Origin of the sequence: Chitinophaga solisilvae (genome assembly GCF_009928525.1) — a bacterium.
GTDB lineage: Bacteria > Bacteroidota > Bacteroidia > Chitinophagales > Chitinophagaceae > Chitinophaga > Chitinophaga solisilvae.
On the sequence record NZ_JAABOK010000027.1, the window covers coordinates 23,356 to 42,493 of the forward strand.

General features: G+C 47.7%; 18 protein-coding genes. 13 read left to right on the forward strand and 5 right to left on the reverse strand.

Features of this window, described 5'->3' with window-relative positions; genetic code table 11:
- The first annotated feature begins 290 nt into the window (after window positions 1-290).
- Both ahcY and GWG06_RS29620 read left to right on the forward strand, forming a co-directional pair.
- Window positions 291-1,619: an adenosylhomocysteinase gene (gene ahcY, locus GWG06_RS29615; RefSeq protein WP_127044592.1), complete on the forward strand. Its 1,329-nt coding sequence runs from the start codon at window positions 291-293 to the stop codon at window positions 1,617-1,619.
- 204 nt (window positions 1,620-1,823) lie between these two features.
- Window positions 1,824-2,555 (forward strand): pyridoxine 5'-phosphate synthase, encoded by a 732-nt coding sequence (locus GWG06_RS29620; protein WP_127044593.1) that lies wholly within the window; start codon window positions 1,824-1,826, stop codon window positions 2,553-2,555.
- Window positions 2,556-2,886: 331 nt separating this feature from the next.
- Here GWG06_RS29620 and lon read toward each other — a convergent pair whose 3' ends face one another.
- The 4 genes from lon to GWG06_RS29640 all read right to left on the reverse strand — a co-directional run bounded on the left by lon (window position 2,887) and on the right by GWG06_RS29640 (window position 8,493).
- Window positions 2,887-5,289: an endopeptidase La gene (lon, locus tag GWG06_RS29625; protein ID WP_127043501.1), complete on the reverse strand. Its 2,403-nt coding sequence runs from the start codon at window positions 5,287-5,289 to the stop codon at window positions 2,887-2,889.
- Between the two features lie 238 nt (window positions 5,290-5,527).
- Complete coding sequence (locus tag GWG06_RS29630; protein WP_158631627.1) at window positions 5,528-6,139, reverse strand: porin family protein; 612 nt, start codon at window positions 6,137-6,139, stop codon at window positions 5,528-5,530.
- 110 nt (window positions 6,140-6,249) lie between these two features.
- On the reverse strand, window positions 6,250-7,161 hold the full coding sequence (locus tag GWG06_RS29635) for a hypothetical protein (RefSeq protein ID WP_127043503.1): 912 nt from the start codon (window positions 7,159-7,161) through the stop codon (window positions 6,250-6,252).
- Window positions 7,162-7,224: 63 nt separating this feature from the next.
- On the reverse strand, window positions 7,225-8,493 hold the full coding sequence (locus tag GWG06_RS29640) for a metallophosphoesterase (protein WP_127043504.1): 1,269 nt from the start codon (window positions 8,491-8,493) through the stop codon (window positions 7,225-7,227).
- 355 nt (window positions 8,494-8,848) lie between these two features.
- Between GWG06_RS29640 and GWG06_RS29645 the strand changes: the two genes are divergently transcribed.
- The 9 genes from GWG06_RS29645 (at window position 8,849) to GWG06_RS29685 (ending at window position 16,474) form a co-directional block, all read left to right on the forward strand.
- Window positions 8,849-9,529, forward strand: coding sequence for a metal-dependent hydrolase (locus GWG06_RS29645; protein ID WP_160718083.1), 681 nt, complete (start codon window positions 8,849-8,851; stop codon window positions 9,527-9,529).
- Between the two features lie 67 nt (window positions 9,530-9,596).
- Window positions 9,597-10,418 carry a ParA family protein gene (locus GWG06_RS29650; RefSeq protein WP_127043506.1) on the forward strand — a complete coding sequence of 274 codons (822 nt, stop codon included), beginning with the start codon at window positions 9,597-9,599 and terminating at the stop codon, window positions 10,416-10,418.
- Window positions 10,402-11,322 (forward strand): ParB/RepB/Spo0J family partition protein, encoded by a 921-nt coding sequence (locus GWG06_RS29655; protein ID WP_160718084.1) that lies wholly within the window; start codon window positions 10,402-10,404, stop codon window positions 11,320-11,322. Before GWG06_RS29650 ends, GWG06_RS29655 begins: the two co-directional genes overlap by 17 nt.
- Window positions 11,315-12,022, forward strand: a complete 708-nt coding sequence (locus GWG06_RS29660) for a DUF5683 domain-containing protein (RefSeq protein WP_160718085.1) — start codon at window positions 11,315-11,317, stop codon at window positions 12,020-12,022. The genes GWG06_RS29655 and GWG06_RS29660 overlap by 8 nt, the downstream gene beginning before the upstream one ends.
- Window positions 12,023-12,058: 36 nt before the next feature.
- Window positions 12,059-12,775 (forward strand): 4-hydroxy-tetrahydrodipicolinate reductase, encoded by a 717-nt coding sequence (dapB, locus tag GWG06_RS29665; RefSeq protein WP_160718086.1) that lies wholly within the window; start codon window positions 12,059-12,061, stop codon window positions 12,773-12,775.
- 143 nt (window positions 12,776-12,918) lie between these two features.
- Window positions 12,919-13,338 carry an RrF2 family transcriptional regulator gene (locus GWG06_RS29670; RefSeq protein ID WP_078672022.1) on the forward strand — a complete coding sequence of 140 codons (420 nt, stop codon included), beginning with the start codon at window positions 12,919-12,921 and terminating at the stop codon, window positions 13,336-13,338.
- Window positions 13,339-13,523: 185 nt separating this feature from the next.
- Complete coding sequence (locus GWG06_RS29675) at window positions 13,524-14,249, forward strand: phosphoadenylyl-sulfate reductase (RefSeq protein ID WP_235938595.1); 726 nt, start codon at window positions 13,524-13,526, stop codon at window positions 14,247-14,249.
- A 36-nt stretch (window positions 14,250-14,285) separates the two neighbouring features.
- The gene (gene cysD, locus GWG06_RS29680; RefSeq protein ID WP_127043510.1) at window positions 14,286-15,194 is read left to right on the forward strand and encodes a sulfate adenylyltransferase subunit CysD; all 909 of its coding nucleotides are present in this window, start codon (window positions 14,286-14,288) and stop codon (window positions 15,192-15,194) included.
- 32 nt (window positions 15,195-15,226) lie between these two features.
- Window positions 15,227-16,474, forward strand: coding sequence for a sulfate adenylyltransferase subunit 1 (locus GWG06_RS29685; protein ID WP_127043511.1), 1,248 nt, complete (start codon window positions 15,227-15,229; stop codon window positions 16,472-16,474).
- 154 nt (window positions 16,475-16,628) lie between these two features.
- On the opposite strand, the gene GWG06_RS29690 is transcribed toward GWG06_RS29685, so the two are convergent.
- Complete coding sequence (locus GWG06_RS29690) at window positions 16,629-17,567, reverse strand: NAD-dependent epimerase/dehydratase family protein (protein WP_160718087.1); 939 nt, start codon at window positions 17,565-17,567, stop codon at window positions 16,629-16,631.
- A gap of 221 nt (window positions 17,568-17,788) precedes the next feature.
- On the opposite strand from GWG06_RS29690, the gene kdsA reads away from it, so the two are divergent.
- Together kdsA and GWG06_RS29700 are read left to right on the forward strand one after the other, a co-directional pair.
- The gene (gene kdsA, locus GWG06_RS29695) at window positions 17,789-18,604 is read left to right on the forward strand and encodes a 3-deoxy-8-phosphooctulonate synthase (RefSeq protein WP_160718088.1); all 816 of its coding nucleotides are present in this window, start codon (window positions 17,789-17,791) and stop codon (window positions 18,602-18,604) included.
- 104 nt (window positions 18,605-18,708) lie between these two features.
- Window positions 18,709-19,116, forward strand: a complete 408-nt coding sequence (locus tag GWG06_RS29700; protein ID WP_160718089.1) for a hypothetical protein — start codon at window positions 18,709-18,711, stop codon at window positions 19,114-19,116.
- The last annotated feature ends 22 nt before the right edge of the window (window positions 19,117-19,138 follow it).

Genomic DNA, 19,138 nt, shown 5'->3' on the forward strand with positions numbered 1-19,138 from the left:
TATGATGAATTCATAAGCTGCGGTAGATGCAGCATTTATGATTTTTAATAATTGCTCATACCCTTCACACTGTGGAATATCACTAAACAATTAATTATTAAATCATATATATTTTAATTAGCAAATTTAAAGTAATATTTATATTAATGCAAATTAAATTTGATTTCCGGGGGAAGAAGGAGTTATAATCGGATGATTAACAAAAAATTAGGTCAATTTTGACGGTGCAGGCCTATGGCCATTATGTAAAGAGTTAAAATAACCCTAGATTTGCAGAAAATTATATCTTAATGTCTACAATTGCGAAATCAAATATCGACTTTAGCCTTCCCTACAAGGTGAAAGATATGTCTCTTGCGGCCTGGGGTCGTAAAGAGATTGAGCTGGCAGAAGCTGAAATGCCCGGACTGATGTCATTACGTGAAGAGTATGGCAACAGCAAACCCCTGAAAGGCGCGCGTATCGCAGGTTGCCTTCATATGACTATCCAGACAGCCGTTTTGATCGAGACACTGGTACACCTCGGCGCAGAAGTACGCTGGAGTTCCTGCAATATCTTCTCTACTCAGGACCATGCTGCTGCGGCTATCGCGGCTGCGGGCGTTCCTGTGTTCGCCTGGAAAGGTCTGAACGAACAGGACTTTGACTGGTGTATTGAACAAACCCTGTTCTTCGGCAGCCCTGAGCGTCCGCTGAACATGATCCTGGACGATGGTGGCGATCTGACCAACATGGTACTGGACAAATATACTGAGCTGATTCAGCATATTAAAGGTCTGAGTGAAGAAACCACTACCGGTGTTCACCGCCTCTATGAGCGCATGAAAAACGGCACCCTGCCCATGCCTGCTATCAACATCAACGACTCTGTTACCAAATCCAAATTTGATAACAAGTACGGTTGCCGCGAATCCTGCGTAGATGCGATCCGTCGTGCTACTGACGTGATGATTGCCGGTAAGGTTGCAGTAGTAGCTGGTTTCGGTGACGTAGGTAAAGGTTCTGCTGAATCCCTGAGAGGTGCAGGCGCCCGTGTTATCGTAACTGAAATTGATCCGATCTGTGCTTTACAGGCTGCGATGGAAGGTTACGAAGTGAAAAAAATGACAGATGCCATCAAGGAAGCAGACATCGTAGTAACTACTACGGGCTGCCGCGATATCATCACAGGCGAACACTTCAAACTGATGAAAGATAAATGCATCGTTTCCAATATCGGTCACTTCGATATCGAAATCGACGTTGCATGGCTCAACAAAAACTACGGTAATACTAAAGTGGAAATCAAACCACAGGTTGATAAATACACCATCGACGGTAAAGATATCATCCTGCTGGCTGAAGGCCGCCTCGTGAACCTCGGTTGCGCTACCGGTCACCCATCTTTCGTGATGAGTAACTCCTTCACCAACCAAACCCTGGCTCAGCTGGAACTCTGGCTGAACGCAGACAAATACGAAAACAAAGTATACGTACTGCCTAAACACCTGGATGAAAAAGTTGCCCGTCTGCACCTGAAAAAAATCGGTGTTGAACTGGACGTACTGACATCTGCTCAGTCCGAATACCTCGGTATTCCTGCTGAAGGTCCATTTAAGCCGGACTACTACAGATACTAAAATATACGCTGCGCGTAATTACGAATTACGAATTAGGAATTGCGAATGTAGCGAAGATTAAAAGCGAAGACCGAAGCGGATACTTTTAAGTATTATCGCTTCGGTCTTCGCTTTTATCTTCTCACTGCTCCTCTTCGCTCCTTTCTCCGCTTCTCATTCGCAATTCATAATTCGTAATTCGTAATTAACTATTAATTTTGTAGTATGACAAAGCTGAGTGTAAACATCAACAAGTTTGCTACCCTGCGGAATGCACGCGGCGGCAACCTCCCGGATATAATTAAAGTGGCGAAGGATTGCGAGCGCTTCGGCGCCGATGGCATTACCGTACATCCCCGTCCGGATGAACGTCATATCCGTTATCAGGATGTAAGAGACCTGAAACCCATCGTTACCACCGAATTCAACATTGAGGGTTACCCATCCAAAGAATTTATGGACCTGGTACTGGAAGTTAAACCGCACCAATGTACGCTGGTACCCGATCCGCCGGACGCCATCACCTCCAATACAGGTTGGGATACCATCCGTTATCAGTCCCAGCTGAAAGATGTGATCTCCACCCTGAAAAATGCAGGTATCCGCGTATCTATCTTCCTCAACCCGGAAGTAGACAAGGTAGCAGGCGCCAAAAGCGCCGGCGCTGACCGCATTGAATTATATACCGGTCCTTACGCCGAAGAATATACGAATGCACGTACACAGCAGCAAAACCTGCAGCTGTTCAACGACTATAAAAATACCGCCCGCGAAGCTACCGCCATCGGACTGGATCTCAATGCCGGCCATGACCTCAACCTGGACAACCTCCGCTTCTTCAAACTGCACATCCCACAACTGAAGGAAGTATCCATTGGCCATGCCCTCGTCGCTGATGCACTCTATTATGGCCTGGAAAACACGATACAGTTGTATAAGCGGCAACTGGCGGATTAAAATAATTACGAATTGCGAATTGCGAATGAAGCGCGAAGATATATGCGGATAAGAAATTATTTTTCCGCATATATTTTCGCGCTTCATTCGCAATTCGTCATTCGTAATTCGTAATTATTTTTCCGCATATATCTTCGCGCTTCATTCGCAATTCATAATTCGTAATTCATAATTACTCCAAACTCTTCCAAACTTTAAAGCCACCCCATCAAGAGGTGGCTTTAAAAACCCTTAAAACAATCAACATGATGCTCATACCGGGGTCACAACAAAACCGATATGAACCATTTATAAGTTGCCGCTGACTGACTGACGGCAAGTTTATACTAAGTTACTTCTTTAATAACGCAATTTCCAGCACTTGGTTCATTTGTTTTACATAGTGGAACTTCATTCCCTTGATATATGACGGATTGATGTCCTTTATGTCCTTCTCATTCTGCCAGCAGAGGATAATTTCGCGGATACCGGCTCTTTTGGCAGCCAGAATTTTTTCTTTGATCCCCCCTACCGGCAGTACCTGCCCGCGTAAGGTAATTTCCCCGCTCATAGCCAGGTAGGATTTAACTTTCCTGCCGGTGAATACGGATGCCAGGGCTGTCAGCATAGTGATACCTGCACTGGGGCCGTCTTTAGGCACTGCTCCTTCCGGAATATGCACATGAACGCTCTTGGTTGCAAAGATTTTCGGATCCAGCTTCAGCAATGCTGCATTTGACTGCAGATAGGTGAATGCCGTCACAGCAGACTCCTTCATTACATTCCCCAGGTTACCGGTCAGCTTCAGGTCGCCTTTACCATCACTCAGGCTGCTTTCAATAAACAGGATATCCCCGCCTACATACGTCCAGGCCAGCCCTACGGCTACGCCCGGAGGATTGCCAACCTTATAGATTTCATTGGAGTATCTCGGTTTACCCAGTATTTTTTCCACATTCGCCTCCGTAACGGATTCCGGCAACCGCTGCTCCATAGCTACCTGTTTGGCCAGGTTACGCATAATGGATGCAAACTGACGGTCCAGCTCACGGACACCGCTTTCCCGTGTATAGTCAGTAATAATGTGTTCAATAACATTATTGGCTATACGGAATTTATAATCTGTCAGGCCATGCGCGTCCTTCTGTTTAGGTATCAGGTGACGTTTCGCAATTTCTGTCTTCTCTTCAATGGAGTATCCGCTCAGATCGATGATTTCCAGCCTGTCACGCAACGCAGGGTGGATAGCGCCGATATTGTTGGCGGTAGCAATAAACAACACCTTACTCAGGTCAAATTCCAGTTCCAGGTAGTTGTCGTAGAAGGTACTGTTCTGTTCAGGGTCCAGTACTTCCAGCAGGGCGGAGCTGGGGTCGCCGCGCAGATCGTTGCCTATCTTGTCTATTTCATCCAGGATCATTACCGGATTGGCAGATTTGGTTTTGCGGATAGACTGCATCACCCTGCCCGGCATAGCGCCGATATAGGTTTTACGGTGGCCTCTGATCTCGCTTTCATCATGCAGACCGCCAAGGCTCAGCCTCACATACTTACGTCCTACCGCATTGGCAATAGAACGTCCGAGAGAGGTTTTACCGATACCCGGAGGACCGACGAAACACAGGATCGGAGATTTCATATCTCCCTTCAGTTTCAGCACTGCCAGGTATTCCAGGATACGCTCCTTGATTTTTTCCATGCCATAATGGTCATGGTCCAGTATTTTCTTAGCCTTTTTCAGGTCGTAGCTGTCAGTGGTATACTCGCCCCAGGGCAGGTCCAGTAACAGGTCCAGGTGGTTGTACACCACGCTGTAATCCGGTGTGCTGGGGTGCATGCGTTCCAGCTTTTCGATGCCTTTGGCAAAGGCTTCGGCAGCTGCCTGCGGCCATTTCTTTTCTTCTGCCTTCCGCTTCATCTCTTTGATTTCGCGGTCGTTGGAATCACCGCCCAGCTCTTCCTTGATGGACTTCATCTGCTGTTGCAGGAAGTAGTCGCGCTGCTGCTTGTCAAGGTCTGCTTTGGTTTTGTTGGTGATTTTATTTTTCAGCTCTGCCAGCTGCAGTTCTGTCTGCAGTAACTTCATCAGCAGCTCTGCGCGGGTACGCAGGTTGTTGATTTCCAGCAGTTGCTGTTTTTCTTTCAGGTCAGAATTGAGATTGGATGATACAAAATGTACCAGGAAAGAGGCATTCTCTATATTTTTCAGGATAATGCTCGCTTCCGAAGGCAGGTTGGGAGATAACTGAATAATCTGGCCTGCCAGATCCTTGATGGAAGAGATGTATGCTTCAAATTCGGAATCATCTTCCGCAGCTTCATCCTGCAGTACCGTTATTTTAGCTTTAAAATACGGATCTTCCGTAACTATCTCATTAATTTTGAAGCGTTTACGTCCCTGTATAATGATGGTGGTACCACCATCGGGCATTTTAATCAGCTTTACAATGCGGGCTACGGTACCCACTTCGCTGAGATCTGCCACATTGGGGTCTTCAATTGTACTGTCTTTCTGCGCTACAACCCCGATCATTTTGTCAGTTTTGTACGCATCATTTACCGCCTTTATAGATTTATCCCGGCCAACCGTTATTGGTAAAACGACACCCGGAAACAATACTGTATTTCTTAATGGTAATAATGCCAGCTCATCGGGAATGTTTTCATCTTCCTGACCGTCCCCGTCTTCATTCAAAGGGATAATAGGCATGAACTCCATTTCATCTTCCGAATTTCCTAAATAAAATCTGTTCATCTGCGTTATTTAAAGCCTCGGAGGACATTCTGTCAGACAATCATCTATCAGGTCCTCTTTTTTATATATACCTACCCTTGTCAAGTTTGATGCCAAGTGACGTGATGGCAGAAAAGAATCACGAATTACGAATTAGGAATGATGAGTTGGGGCGAAGACCTAAGCGAATAATGATATTTTATCATTCGCTTAGGTCTTCGCCCCAACTCATCATTCCTAATTCGTAATTCGTAATTTCTTACAGCGTTACACCAACTCCCAACTGTATACTCTGGTTTTTCCAGTTTTTGGAATCGCCAATGCTGCTGATACCTTTTACGTCGTTGAAGCCGATGATGTAACGGGCACTGATGTTAATGATCGGCAGTTGCAGCCATAAGCCGGCAACACCGGAAATTTCACCGCCTTTGAAGGCTTTGTTGGCAGCGCCGAATACTTTTCTGTCGCTCACCATAGCGCCAAACTGAGGACCTACCTGCAGTTTGAGACGGGGCGTACCGAGGTCAATGTTAGCGAGCAATGGAATGCTCAGGTAGTTCAGATTTACTTTTTTGCGGTTGTCCGCAGTGCTGACACCTTCGTAAATGTCTTTGAAGTTGTCAGTTGTTTCAGTTTTGGTAGAGGAGAATATCACCTCACCCTGTACACCGAAACCTTTTGCCAGGTTCACCTGGGCAAAACCGCCGAGATGGTAACCCAATTTGAAGCCATCCTGAAATCCGGCTCCATCCAGCTTTCCGAGGTTAGCACCTCCTTTTACTCCAAAGCGCAGAAACTTGGTTTGTGCACTAACGGTTGTTGTAACTGCAGCAAACATCAGCACTGCAACGGCGAAAAACAGTTTTTTCATAATTGTTTTGTTAGTAATGGTTAAAATATAGACGTCCGAACAGGTAAATACCCCTACTTTCATTTTTGCCGGGGGCACAAATACAAATTCCGTGCTATTTGTTAAGATTATCAGAAATTGTAAGCCAGACGTGCTGTGAAATAGCTCATGACACTGAGGTCTTCGCCGGCCAGCGGCTTAAAAACCGTGAATGCGGGAGAAAAAGTAAAGCGGCCGAGCAGATAGGCTGCATTGAGGGTAATATCTACTGCCCTGGGTTCAAATCCGGTATGGTCTTCGAAATACAGTTCCCGTGTGCGGCGTATTTTTTCCTTGCGCATTTTGGGGGAGCGGGAAATATACTGAAAGGCTTTCAGCTGACTGAAATAATTAGCCGTGCCCATGGTAAAGGCAATGGAAGGCGTTAACAGCAGGCCGTCTGCTTTTCCGAATACTGTATTGAAAATAAACGGGTGCCGTACGGCTGCAATGATATTAAAATCGTTGCCCCGCAGATGTTGCTCCCGGCGGTATCCTTCATTAACATCATGGCCCCATCCGTAATCCAGGCTGATGCTCGGTTGCAGCCACCATTGCCGGTACAGGAAGTAGGCAAATAATTCATTTTTTATCGGTGTTTCCGGAATATCGGTGGAGTCGGCGAAAAAATACCTGGTATAGGAGATGCCTGTCAGGAATTTACGGTTTTTCGTATAGTCGTAACCTGCAGTCAGATCACATTCAAACCAGGGATTTTTTTCTGTATTGAACAGATAATACCCTGCAGCTCCTGCATAAAAGCCGCTTTTATGATACCAGGTCACGGAAGGTGATAAAAATGTTTTCATCACAATGGGCAGTTCCACATTGGTGGTTTTACTGCCATAAGCCGGATTGTTTCCGTAGGCAACGGCTACAACTACTTCACTTTTCTGCTGTTTGTTCAACAGTGAGTCCAGCTGCCTTTCCAGCTCGGCCAGGGACTGACCGCGGGCAATAATACAGCCACTAAACAGCAACAGACATGTCAGGATAATGCGCATTATATAGAGATACCTGCACAATATAGGATATTTCCCTATCCTGATATTTGCGAATTTTAGTAATTACGCGAGATCGATGACGGTGATTTCCGGCAGTACGCCTACCCTTCCGGGGTAACCGAGGAAACCGAAGCCCCTGTTCACATACAGGTGCTGATCGCCGGATTTGTACAGGCCGGCCCATTCCTTATAAAAGTATTGGGACGGGCTCCATCTCAAGCCCGGGATTTCAATACCGAACTGCATGCCGTGCGTATGACCGGCCAGTGTCAGCGCAATATCCGGGTATTCGGGCCTGATCTGTGCATCCCAGTGGGTAGGATCATGGGACAATAGTATTTTGAAGGGGATGTCTCTGGCGCCTTCGTAAGCGCGCTTCAGGTCGCCGTAGCGCGGGAAGCGTTTGATGGCGCTCCAGTTTTCCACGCCCAGCAAGGCAATCTGCTCTCCTCCCCTTTCCAGTACCGCATGTTCATTCATCATCAGTTTCCAGCCCAGTTCCGCATGCACTTCCTTGAGCCTTTCCAGGTTCCTGATCTGCATATCACTGTGACCGGCAGGAGTTTTATCCGGCCAGGGGTAATAATCGCCATAGTCATGGTTTCCCAGGGTGGAATATACTCCCATGGGAGCTTTCACCTGACTGAAAACATCCATCCACTGTTCCATTTCCACCGCGCGGTCGTTCACCAGATCGCCGGTAAAGAGTACCAGGTCCGGTTTCTGGGCATTAATCATCTGAACGCCCTTGAGCACGGCTTCGCGGTTGGCGAAGCTGCCGGAGTGGATATCGGAGATCTGTACGATGCGCATGCCCTTGAAGGAGGCTGGCAGGTTTTTAAAGGCTATCTTGATTTTATGAACACGATAATTATATTTGTTGGAGAAGCCATACATGAGGGTGGCAAAGAAGGTGCCGCCGGTGATGAGCCCCAGGCGGTTGATAAACTGGGAGCGGCTCATACCGCTGACAACGCCTTTCTCCTGTGTAACGGGTTGCTGGCCGCCGAACTGACGGATGATCCATAAAACACCGCGGCGCAGGTCGTCTATCAGCAAAAATACCGTCACGAGCAGCTTGGCGACTACCAGCCCCATAAAAATGGCCATCAGATAGGATTTCATCTGCTGGGGCCAGCTATGCCAGTTGATGTACGGCAGGAGAATGATCATGAGGAGGCAGATGCCGGAAATACCCCAGTAAACAGCATAGGTAATGCTCCGTACGCGGGGGGCAGACATATACACCATGGCCCTTACCGCCTGAAATACATAAAGGTCCAGGAGCAGCAGAAAGAAAACCAGTATCAGGGAATTTAATCCGGGTCTCATTATAATTATTTAATATAAATAGAGAATAATCAGGCAATTTACTCAAACTTCTCTGGTCGGAAAAGTTAAAACACCTGTATGGGGATGCAGACGAATGGCAGGGAGGAAAATTGCATACTTTGCGAATAAATAAATTTGTGCATAAATAAATATACTACAGCGCCCGATTTCTAGGTAATCGTTGTATTTTTGTCCGATTCAGGCCCTTTTTATTTTTAAAGGACTGATTTTTGACAATAAAAAGCGTACCCGGAGCAGCGGAGGAGCAATGAGTGTTTTGCAATAACAATTGCATCCTTGCTCCTTTGCTGCTTTGGTGTCGGGTTACATCAGGAAACACAGGAAACAACAGACCATGAGATTTACATATTACGGCCATTCCTGCTTTGCAGTGGACATCCAGGGTAAAAGGATTCTTTTCGATCCTTTCATCACGCATAACGAGCTGGCAAAAAAGGTGGATATCAATACGATAGAGGCAGATTACATTTTTGTTTCCCATGGTCATGAAGATCACGTAGCGGACCTGATTGCACTGGCGAAGCGGACCAATGCCACGGTAGTCTCCAATTTTGAGATTGTTACCTGGGCAGGTAAACAGGGCATCAGCAAAGTGCATCCCATGAATACCGGCGGCAAATGGAAATTTGACTTCGGCACCGTAAAGTGTGTGGTGGCGCAGCATTCCAGCGGCCTGCCTGACGGTTCCTACGGCGGTAATCCGATGGGGTTTGTATTTATGACGGAAGACGGTAACTTTTACTTTGCCGGAGATACGGCGATGACAAGGGATATGGAGCTGATTCCGGACTTTACGGAGTTGGATTTTGCTGTATTACCGATAGGCGATAACTTCACCATGGATGCAGCAGATGCGGTAGCGGCTGCAGAAATGATTCAATGCGAAAAGATTATCGGTGTACATTACGATACGTTCGGGTACATCAAAATAGATAAGCAGGCTACCATGCAGCTGTTTGACGAAGCTGGCGTGGAACTGCTGCTGCCGGAAATAGGCAGCACCATAGAGGTTTGAGGAAGAAGCGATCTTGCTATTTTATCCTTTATCCTATAAATGAACCTTTGAATTTTTAAATTACACAATGGCTAGAGTAATCGCAATCGCTAATCAGAAAGGTGGGGTCGGAAAAACTACCAGTGCAATCAACCTGGCAAGCAGCCTGGCTGTACTGGAATTTAAAACATTGCTGGTAGATGCTGATCCCCAGGCTAACAGTACCACAGGATTGGGCTTTGACCTGCGCAATGTGCAGCAGAGCCTTTATGACTGTATGGTCAACGATGTTCAGGCCAAAGACGTTATACTGGAATCAGATACCCCTAACCTGAAGGTACTGCCCTCCCATATAGACCTGGTAGGTGCAGAACTGGAACTCATCAACCATCCCAGCAGGGAAAGGGTGATGAAACAGGTGGTGGATTCCGTGAAGGATGATTACGATTTTGTAATAGTTGACTGTTCCCCTTCCCTCGGATTAATTACGGTGAACGCGCTTGTGGCGTCCAATTCCGTTATTATTCCGGTACAATGTGAGTTTTTTGCCCTGGAAGGCCTGGGCAAACTGCTCAATACGATCAAGATTGTGCAGAGCAGGCTGAATATAGCCCTGGAGATTGAAGGCATCCTGATGACCATGTACGACGGGCGTCTGCGACTGAGCAACCAGGTGGTAGACGAAGTAAAACAACATTTTGAAGAAAGCGTTTTCAATACGATCATTCATCGTAACACCAAACTGGGAGAAGCGCCCAGCTTTGGTAAATCCGTGATTATGTACGATGCATCCAGTACAGGCGCTATCAATTACCTGAACCTGGCAAAGGAAATACTGCAGAAACATAATTTCACCCAAATTAAATCCAAAGACAAAATCTTAGCTATTAACGATGACCAATCCAAGTAAGAAAGAGGCGTTGGGTAAAGGCATCCGCTCTTTGCTTCAAAACATTGACACGGACCTGAAGCAGACTGCCGGCGCCCTGGGCGATAATGCAGCGGTACATGTGGCCACCGGAATAGAACGCGTAGCGCTGGATCAGATTGTCACCAATCCGAAACAGCCGCGCCGTGATTTTGATGAAACGGCATTGCAGGAACTGAGTCAGTCTATCAAGCTGCACGATGTTATCCAGCCAATTACCATCGCCAAAATCAACAATAAAAAATACCAGCTGATTGCCGGTGAAAGACGTTTGCGCGCCAGTAAAATGGCCGGTCTGAAAGACATACCTGCGTATGTCCGCCAGGTAAACGACCAGGAACTGCTGGAACTCGCCCTGCTGGAAAACCTGCAGCGCGAAAACCTCAACGCCATTGAAGTGGGGCTGAGTTACAAACGTCTCATGGAAGAATGCAGCCTCACACAGGAGCAGGTAGCAGACCGCATGGGAAAGGAAAGAAGTACTGTTACCAACTATATACGCCTGCTCAAACTGCCGCCTGATATCCAGGTTGCAGTAAGAAACGGCCAGCTGAGTATGGGTCATGCCCGTGTGCTGACCGGTGTGGAGAATGTGGAAAACCAGCTTTTCCTCTACAACGAAATTCTCCAGAATGGCCTGTCTGTAAGACAGACTGAAGATCTGGCCCGCAAGATCAACCAGGCGGATAAAACCAGTCAGCAGAAACCCACCAAAATAAAATTACCGCCTGCATTTCAGAAGATACAGGACAACCTGGCCTCCCACTTCGCTACCAAAGTGAAACTGGACAGAGGCAAAAACGGCAAGGGAAGTATTGTGATTGAATTTTATTCAGACGAAGAACTGGATAGCATCCTGGAAAAAATAGATATATACGGTGGCTAATAAGGCTGGAAAAATATTCCATTTATTTCGCAACAACTTCCTGGTATTACTGGTAACAGTGATGGTCACATCCGTGCAGGCACAGGATACTTCCCGCGCTGCAGCAGTAAAACCCATTGATACGCTGGTACGGCCGGCAACCCAGGCGCTGACAGATACGGCAGCCGGCAGGGAACCTGTCAGGCTGACGATGGACGCTCCTCCGCCGCACAGCCCCCGGAAAGCGGCCCTGTTTTCGGCTATCGTGCCGGGTCTGGGCCAGATCTATAACCGGGAATACTGGAAAGTGCCGCTGGTATATGCTGCCATAGGTACCTGTACGTACTTCTTTATCTGGAATATGGGCAATTACAAGGATTACAGGGATGCCTACCGCCTCGCGATGGACGGAAACCCTGATACCAATACGCCTAACCAGGAAATTGCCAGCCATAAATACTCTCCGGAGAACCTGAAAATCATACGCGATTATTACCGCCAGAACCTGGACTACTCCGTATTGTTTTTCATTCTGGCGTACGGGTTAAACATTGCAGATGCTACGGTATTTGCCCATCTCCGTTCCTTTGACATGTCTGATGACCTCAGTATGCGGATTTCACCGGCACTGATCAACAACAGAACACTGGGCATCAGCGTCAATCTATCCATCGGTGGTAAAAAGGCAAAGAAACAGCCTTATTTTGCCGGTCGCTGGTAACATCTTTATCAACATAAAAATCAGAAAGCAAGGGTCATGAAAATAGCGCTCATCGGATATGGTAAAATGGGAAAGGCAATAGACGCCATCGCCACTGCAAAAGGACACGAGGTGATCCTGCGCATTGATGCAGACAGCCAGCATCTGCTGGAAAAAGAACAGCTGGGGCAGGCGGATGTAGCGATAGAATTTACCACACCCGAAACGGCTTATCACAATGTATTGAAATGCTTTGAAGCCAAAGTACCTGTTGTTTGCGGTACTACCGGCTGGCTGGAAAAGCTGCCCGCTATAAAGGAGCTGTGCAGTAAATACCAGGGCGGTTTTTTACATGCCACCAACTTCAGTATCGGGGTGAACATTTTTTTTGAAGTGAACAAGAAACTGGCCGACCTGATGGCAGCACAGCCGCAATACAACGTATGGATGGAAGAAATTCACCATACCCAGAAGAAAGATGCCCCCAGCGGCACCGCCATCACCCTGGCAGAGCAGCTCCTGGGCGCTGTAACACGTAAAACAAACTGGGTAAATGCATCCAGTGAACAACCGGAAACGCTGTCTATCATCTCCAAAAGAATTGATCCGGCTCCCGGCACGCATACGATTACCTATACATCAGCGATAGACGATATTACGATTACTCATACCGCCCATTCCCGGGAAGGCTTTGCTGCCGGCGCTGTTACAGCTGCCGAATGGCTCACAGGCAGACAGGGAGTGTTTTCTATGAGAGATGTACTGAACCTGTAGCCACCACTGTAGCTATCAGCCGCCGGAAAGTATACCACGAACTGCCGTCCGCTGAAAGCTAACTGCAAAAGCTTATATTTGTAAGTCAAATGTTCATTGCACTACCGATAGAGACATCCAAAGGGGGATGCAAATAATACAGTATGTTATCTAAAAAAACACAATACGCATTTCACGCATTAATACACCTGGCAGAGAATGTAGACAAAGGCCCGATCCTTATCTCAGAGATTGCGCAGGAAAAAAATATATCCATTAAATTCCTGGAAAATATCCTGCTGGAGTTAAAAAATGCAGGTATTCTGGGCAGTAAGAAAGGAAAAGGAGGCGGGTATTACCTGATGCGCCCTCCGAAGGAGATAGCGCTGGCCAAGATTATCCGCCTGCTGGACGGACCTATTGCCCTGCTGCCCTGCGTGAGCCTGAACTATTACGAGCGCTGTGAGAACTGCCGCGACGAAGCCGTATGCGGCCTGAATGAGGTGATGAGCAAAGTGCGGGACGCCACGCTGAAATTGCTGGAAACCAAGACACTGAAAGATATTCTGACGCGCAACGCCTAGTCATTTTATTATTTTATTATTTGAGATTTTGTATAAGTAACTGAAGCCCTCCGGACCATCCGGGGGGCTTTTCTTTTTGGACTAAAATCTCAAATAATAAAATAGTAAAATTCTTAACAATTTTCCTACATAGTCTATCTTTCTTATAGGATTTATGTATTTTTGTAGACGGCTTCACCAAAAGTGTGAAGGCTGGCACAAGGCTTATCATCTTTAAGGAAGATTACATGACAGACATTACCAACGCACTGGTCAACAAATCAGTGGAAGAATCCATACAGTACCTCGTGGAGCAGTATCCCGGCGCTGTGGCATTTTCCACCTCGTTTGGCCAGGAAGACCAGGTAATTGCGGACATTATCTGGCGCAACCAACTGCCCGTTAGAGTTTTTACCCTGGACACCGGAAGGCTTTTCCAGGAGACCTACGACGTAATGGACCTGACTATGGCCCGCTACAAGCATCCCGTAGAAGTTTTTTTCCCTGACACCGCAGCTGTAGAGCAGCTGGTGAAGGAAAAAGGCCCCAACAGTTTTTATGAATCTGTGGAAAACCGCAAGCAATGCTGCGGCATCCGTAAAGTGGTTCCCCTGAACCGCGCGCTGGAAGGTGTGAAAGTATGGATCACCGGGCTACGCGCCGAACAATCGGAGAACCGCCACAACATGGAAACGCTGGAATGGGACGAACAGCGTCACCTCTACAAATACAATCCGCTTATCCACTGGGGATACGATGAAGTGCTGAACTACCTCAACACCCACAAAGTGCCTTACAACAAACTGCACGACAAAGGTTTTATCAGCATCGGCTGCGCACCCTGTACACGCGCCATCGGCCCGGGAGAGCATCCGCGCGCCGGCCGGTGGTGGTGGGAAGAGTCGCACAAGGAATGCGGCCTGCACGGATAATCTAACAACTACTATTGATCTAAATTATTATAGTCGATGACTAACAAAATAAATTGGGAATTCCCGCAGGCGCTGGAAGATGAGGCTATCTACATCTTACGTGAAACAGCCGCCCAGTTTGAAAAACCGGTGTTGCTCTTCTCCGGTGGCAAAGATTCCATCACCCTGGTAAGGCTGGCCCAGAAAGCCTTCTATCCCGGTAAAATTCCCTTTCCCCTGCTGCATGTGGATACCGGCCATAACTTCCCGGAAACCATCGAATTCCGCGACTGGCTGGTGAATACACTGGGGCTTGACATCATCGTAAGAAATGTGCAGGACAGCATAGACCAGGGCAAAGTGCAGGAAGAAACCGGCAAATATGCCAGCCGCAATGCTTTGCAGACAGTAACCCTGCTCGACGCCATTGAAGAAGGTAAATTCGATGCCTGCATCGGCGGCGCACGCCGCGATGAAGAAAAAGCACGCGCCAAGGAACGCATCTTCTCCGTCCGCGATGAATTCGGACAGTGGAACGCCAAAATGCAACGCCCTGAACTGTTTGACATCCTCAACGGGAAAATTAATATAGGCGAAAACGTGCGGGTATTTCCTATCTCCAACTGGACAGAGCTGGATGTATGGAACTATATCCGCCGGGAGCAACTGGAAATACCATCCATCTATTTCGCGCATGAAAGAGAAATCATAGAGCGCGACGGGCTTTACTGGCCATTCTCCTCCTATCTCAACACGACCGCTGATGAAGTGCCTTTCCGGCAGAAAGTACGTTTCCGTACCGTGGGTGATATGACCTGTACTGCCGCCGTTATTTCCGAAGCAGATAAACTGGAAGATATTATCGCCGAAATCATGGAAGCCAAAATCTCCGAAAGAGGCGCCCGCATCGATGATAAACGCTCCGAAGCCGCCATGGAAAAGAGAAAACAGGCGGGCTACTTCTAACAATTTTTTCTACTGTAAAAAGATATCATATTATGGAGGTTTTACGTATAGCCACTTCCGGTAGTGTAGACGATGGTAAAAGCACATTGATTGGTCGCCTCTTATACGACACCAATTCCATTCCGCAGGATAAAATGGAAGCACTCCATGCCGCCAGCAAGCGCAAGGGGCTTGACTTCACCGACCTGTCGCTCCTGACAGACGGCCTGGTAGCAGAACGGGAACAAGGTATCACCATTGATGTGGCACATATCTACTTCTCAACGCCTACCCGCAAATATATTATTGCCGATACCCCCGGCCATATCGAATATACCCGTAACATGGTTACCGGCGCTTCCAACGCGCAGGTATCCCTGATCCTCATCGATGCCCGCAGGGGAATTGTGGAGCAGACGTATCGTCACTTTTTTATCGCCAACCTGCTGCGCATCCCCTACCTGGTAGTATGCGTCAACAAAATGGACCTGGTGGATTACAGCGAAGCGCGTTTCAACCAGATCAGGGAAGACTTTCAGCAGCTGCTGGATACCGCCTCCTTCAAGGCGCAGGAAGTGAAATTCATTCCGGTTTCCTCCCTCTACGGTGAAAACGTGGCTACCCGCACCAACACCATTCCCTGGTACCAGGGCGATACGCTGCTGGAATACCTGGAACAGATTACCTTTGACCAGGAAGACAGCCGCCACCCGGCGCGCTTCCCCATTCAAAGCGTTATCAGGCCCAGAACCAATGCCTATCATGATTTCCGCGGCTTTGCCGGGAAAGTGTCCAGCGGCCAGTTCCAGGTTGGTGATGAAGTCATCTCCCTGCCATCCGGACAAAAAAGCAACATCAAAACCATAGAGCAGTTCGAAAAGCAACTAACGGCAGCGCATGCACGCGAAAGCGTAGTCATCACCCTGGAAGATGAAATTGACAGCAGCCGGGGTAACATGCTGGTGAAGCCGGAACAGGCGCCGGAACTAAGGAAGGAACTCACCGCCAATATCTGCTGGATGGATCAGCAACTGCTCACCGCCGGCAAAACATACCTGCTGCAGCATAACATCAACCGTGTTAAAGCAAAAGTTCAGCAGATCAACTTCGTTACCGATGTTACCAATCACACCCGCACCACAGATAAAACATCCATGGGCTTAAACGATATCGGCAACATCACCATCAGAACCGCTCAGCCGGTATTCGCCGACAGCTACCACGAAAACCCCGCGAACGGAGCGTTTATACTGATTGATGAGTTTAATAATACTACGGTAGCGGTAGGGTTTATTATTTAGAATTACGAATTACGAATTACAAATTGCGAATTACGAATGTAACCCGAAGATAAAAGCGAAGACCGAAGCAGATACTTTACAGTATTTCCGCTTCGGTCTTCGCTTTTATCTTCGGGTTACATTCGTAATTCGCAATTTGTAATTCGTAATTAAATTATATATTCTTCAGCATATCGGCTGTCATCTTCTCCAGATCATATTCGTGTTTCCAGCCCCAGTCTGCGCGCGCCTGGCCGTCGTCCATGCTGTTGGGCCATCCGTCGGCAATCTGCTGGCGGTAGTCTGGTTCGTAGCTGATGGTGAATTCAGGAATATGCTTCTTGATTTCTGCAGCGATCTCTTTAGGGGAGAAGCTCATGCCGGAGAGGTTGTAGGCAGAGCGTACGGAGATCCTGGAGGCGTCTGCTTCCATGAGTTCGATGGTAGCGCGGATAGCGTCCGGCATGTACATCATGGGCAGGTAGGTATTTTCTGACAGGAAGCTGGTATATGTTTTATGTTCTTTTGCTTCATGGAAGATTTCCACGGCGTAGTCGGTAGTACCGCCGCCTGGCGCTGACTTGTAGCTGATAAGGCCGGGGTAACGCAGGCTTCTTACATCCACACCATAGCGGTGATTGTAGTATTCGCACCAGCGCTCGCCGGCGAACTTGCTGATACCGTAGATGGTAGTTGGTTCGATGATGGTGTGCTGAGGCGTATCCTGCATCGGGGAGTTAGGACCGAATACCGCGATAGAGCTGGGCCAGTACACCTTATCGATATTTTCTTCCTTGGCTATATCCAGTACGTTGAGCAGGCTCTGCATGTTGATATGCCATGCCAGCAGCGGATTCTTTTCGCCGGTAGCAGACAGGATCGCCGCCAGCAGATAGATCTGGGTGATATTATGCCTGATCACCAGCACGTGCAGCATTTCCTTGTTCATCACATCCAGCGACACGTAAGGACCGGTACCTTTCAGCAGCTCATGCTCTTCCCGCAGGTCTGACGCCAGTACGTTGGCATCGCCATACATTTTCCTTAAAGCCAGGGTCAGCTCCACGCCAATTTGTCCACAGGCACCAATAACCAGGATCTTATCTTTCTTCATACAAAAATATAATTGTAAGCAATTTTAAATGGGAGCGTAATATTAACAGGTTCACCGGTATTTCCGTACTACCCGCTCACGCGCATGACAATGCTATAACAATAAAACCAACAATGGGTGAAGTTACCCTTCAGGGGATTACAAAAGTATGACAAATGAAACAAATCCCGTAAATCAACCTACTTTTGCACTTCGATTAATGACCCAATAGTTATAAAATTATGAAGCACCTTAAATCATTGTTCAAAGAGCAGTACAATCCGGAAAACTTTTTTCTGATTGCAGGCCCCTGTGTTATTGAAGAAGAAGAACTGCTGATGACTGTAGCGGAGAAGGTTTCCGCCATTTGCAAACGGCTCGCTATTCCTTACATTTTCAAGGCCTCTTACCGGAAGGCCAACCGTACCAGTATGCATTCCTTCACCGGCATCGGCGATGTGGAAGGGCTGGAGCTGCTGCAGAAAGTAGGAAAGACATTTAATGTGCCTGTCACCTCCGACATCCACTCTGCCGCAGAAGCGGCGATGGCAGCGGCTTACGTAGACGTATTACAGATACCTGCCTTCCTTTGCCGTCAGACAGATATTCTGCTTGCGGCAGCAGAAACAGGGAAAGTGGTGAATGTGAAAAAGGGCCAGTTCCTGAGCGGCGAGTCCATGAAATTTGCGGTGGAAAAAATCCAGGGAGCCGGCAACAACAACATCATCCTGACCGAACGCGGTACCACCTTCGGTTACCAGGACCTGGTAGTGGATTACCGTAACATCCCTATCATGAAACACCTGGGAGAGCCGGTAGTGATGGATTGTACGCATTCCCTGCAACAGCCCAACCAACCGGGCGGTGTAACCGGCGGTAATCCGCAGATGATCAGCACTATCGCCAAAGCGGCCATTGCTACCGGTGCAGACGGACTGTTTATAGAAACACATCCTAATCCTGCAGTCGCAAAGTCTGATGGCGCTAACATGCTGCGTCTTGATCTGCTGGAAGAGCTGCTGGAAAAACTGGTAGCCATCCGTAAAGTAGTGAAATAAATTTTCAGTGTTCAGCCGTTGCCATTACCTGCAGCGTAACGGCTGAACCCTTTGTTGTTCTGGGTTGTTTTACGTAAATTCATTACACACTAAAACAGCTCGCTATGATCAGTTTGCACCATTTAAAATCCGGCGACACCGTTATCACCAGCTATGGCGGTGTAGAGAAAACAGGCAAGGTTTTACAGGTAGATCATGAGGATAAAAAAGTGCTGGTAGCCATTGACGACGAAGAAAACGACCTTTGGTTTGACCTGGACAATCTCTATTCCATTCCCCTGGAAGAGTCCACCCTGCTGCGGTTACAGTTTCACATTGACGAAGCACAGTCCGGTAACGGCAGAGGCAAGTTATACGTACGCGGCCCCTTCTCTGTCAGGATCTTCGGTGAAGGCCACCAACCCCGGCTGGAGCTGCACTACCGCGATGAAACCCGCGACCTGAAAGAAAATATTACATTGAATGAACTGCAGAATCATTATTATCAGATGACGAACTTTCATCTGGAGTAATTACGAATTACGAATTGCGAAT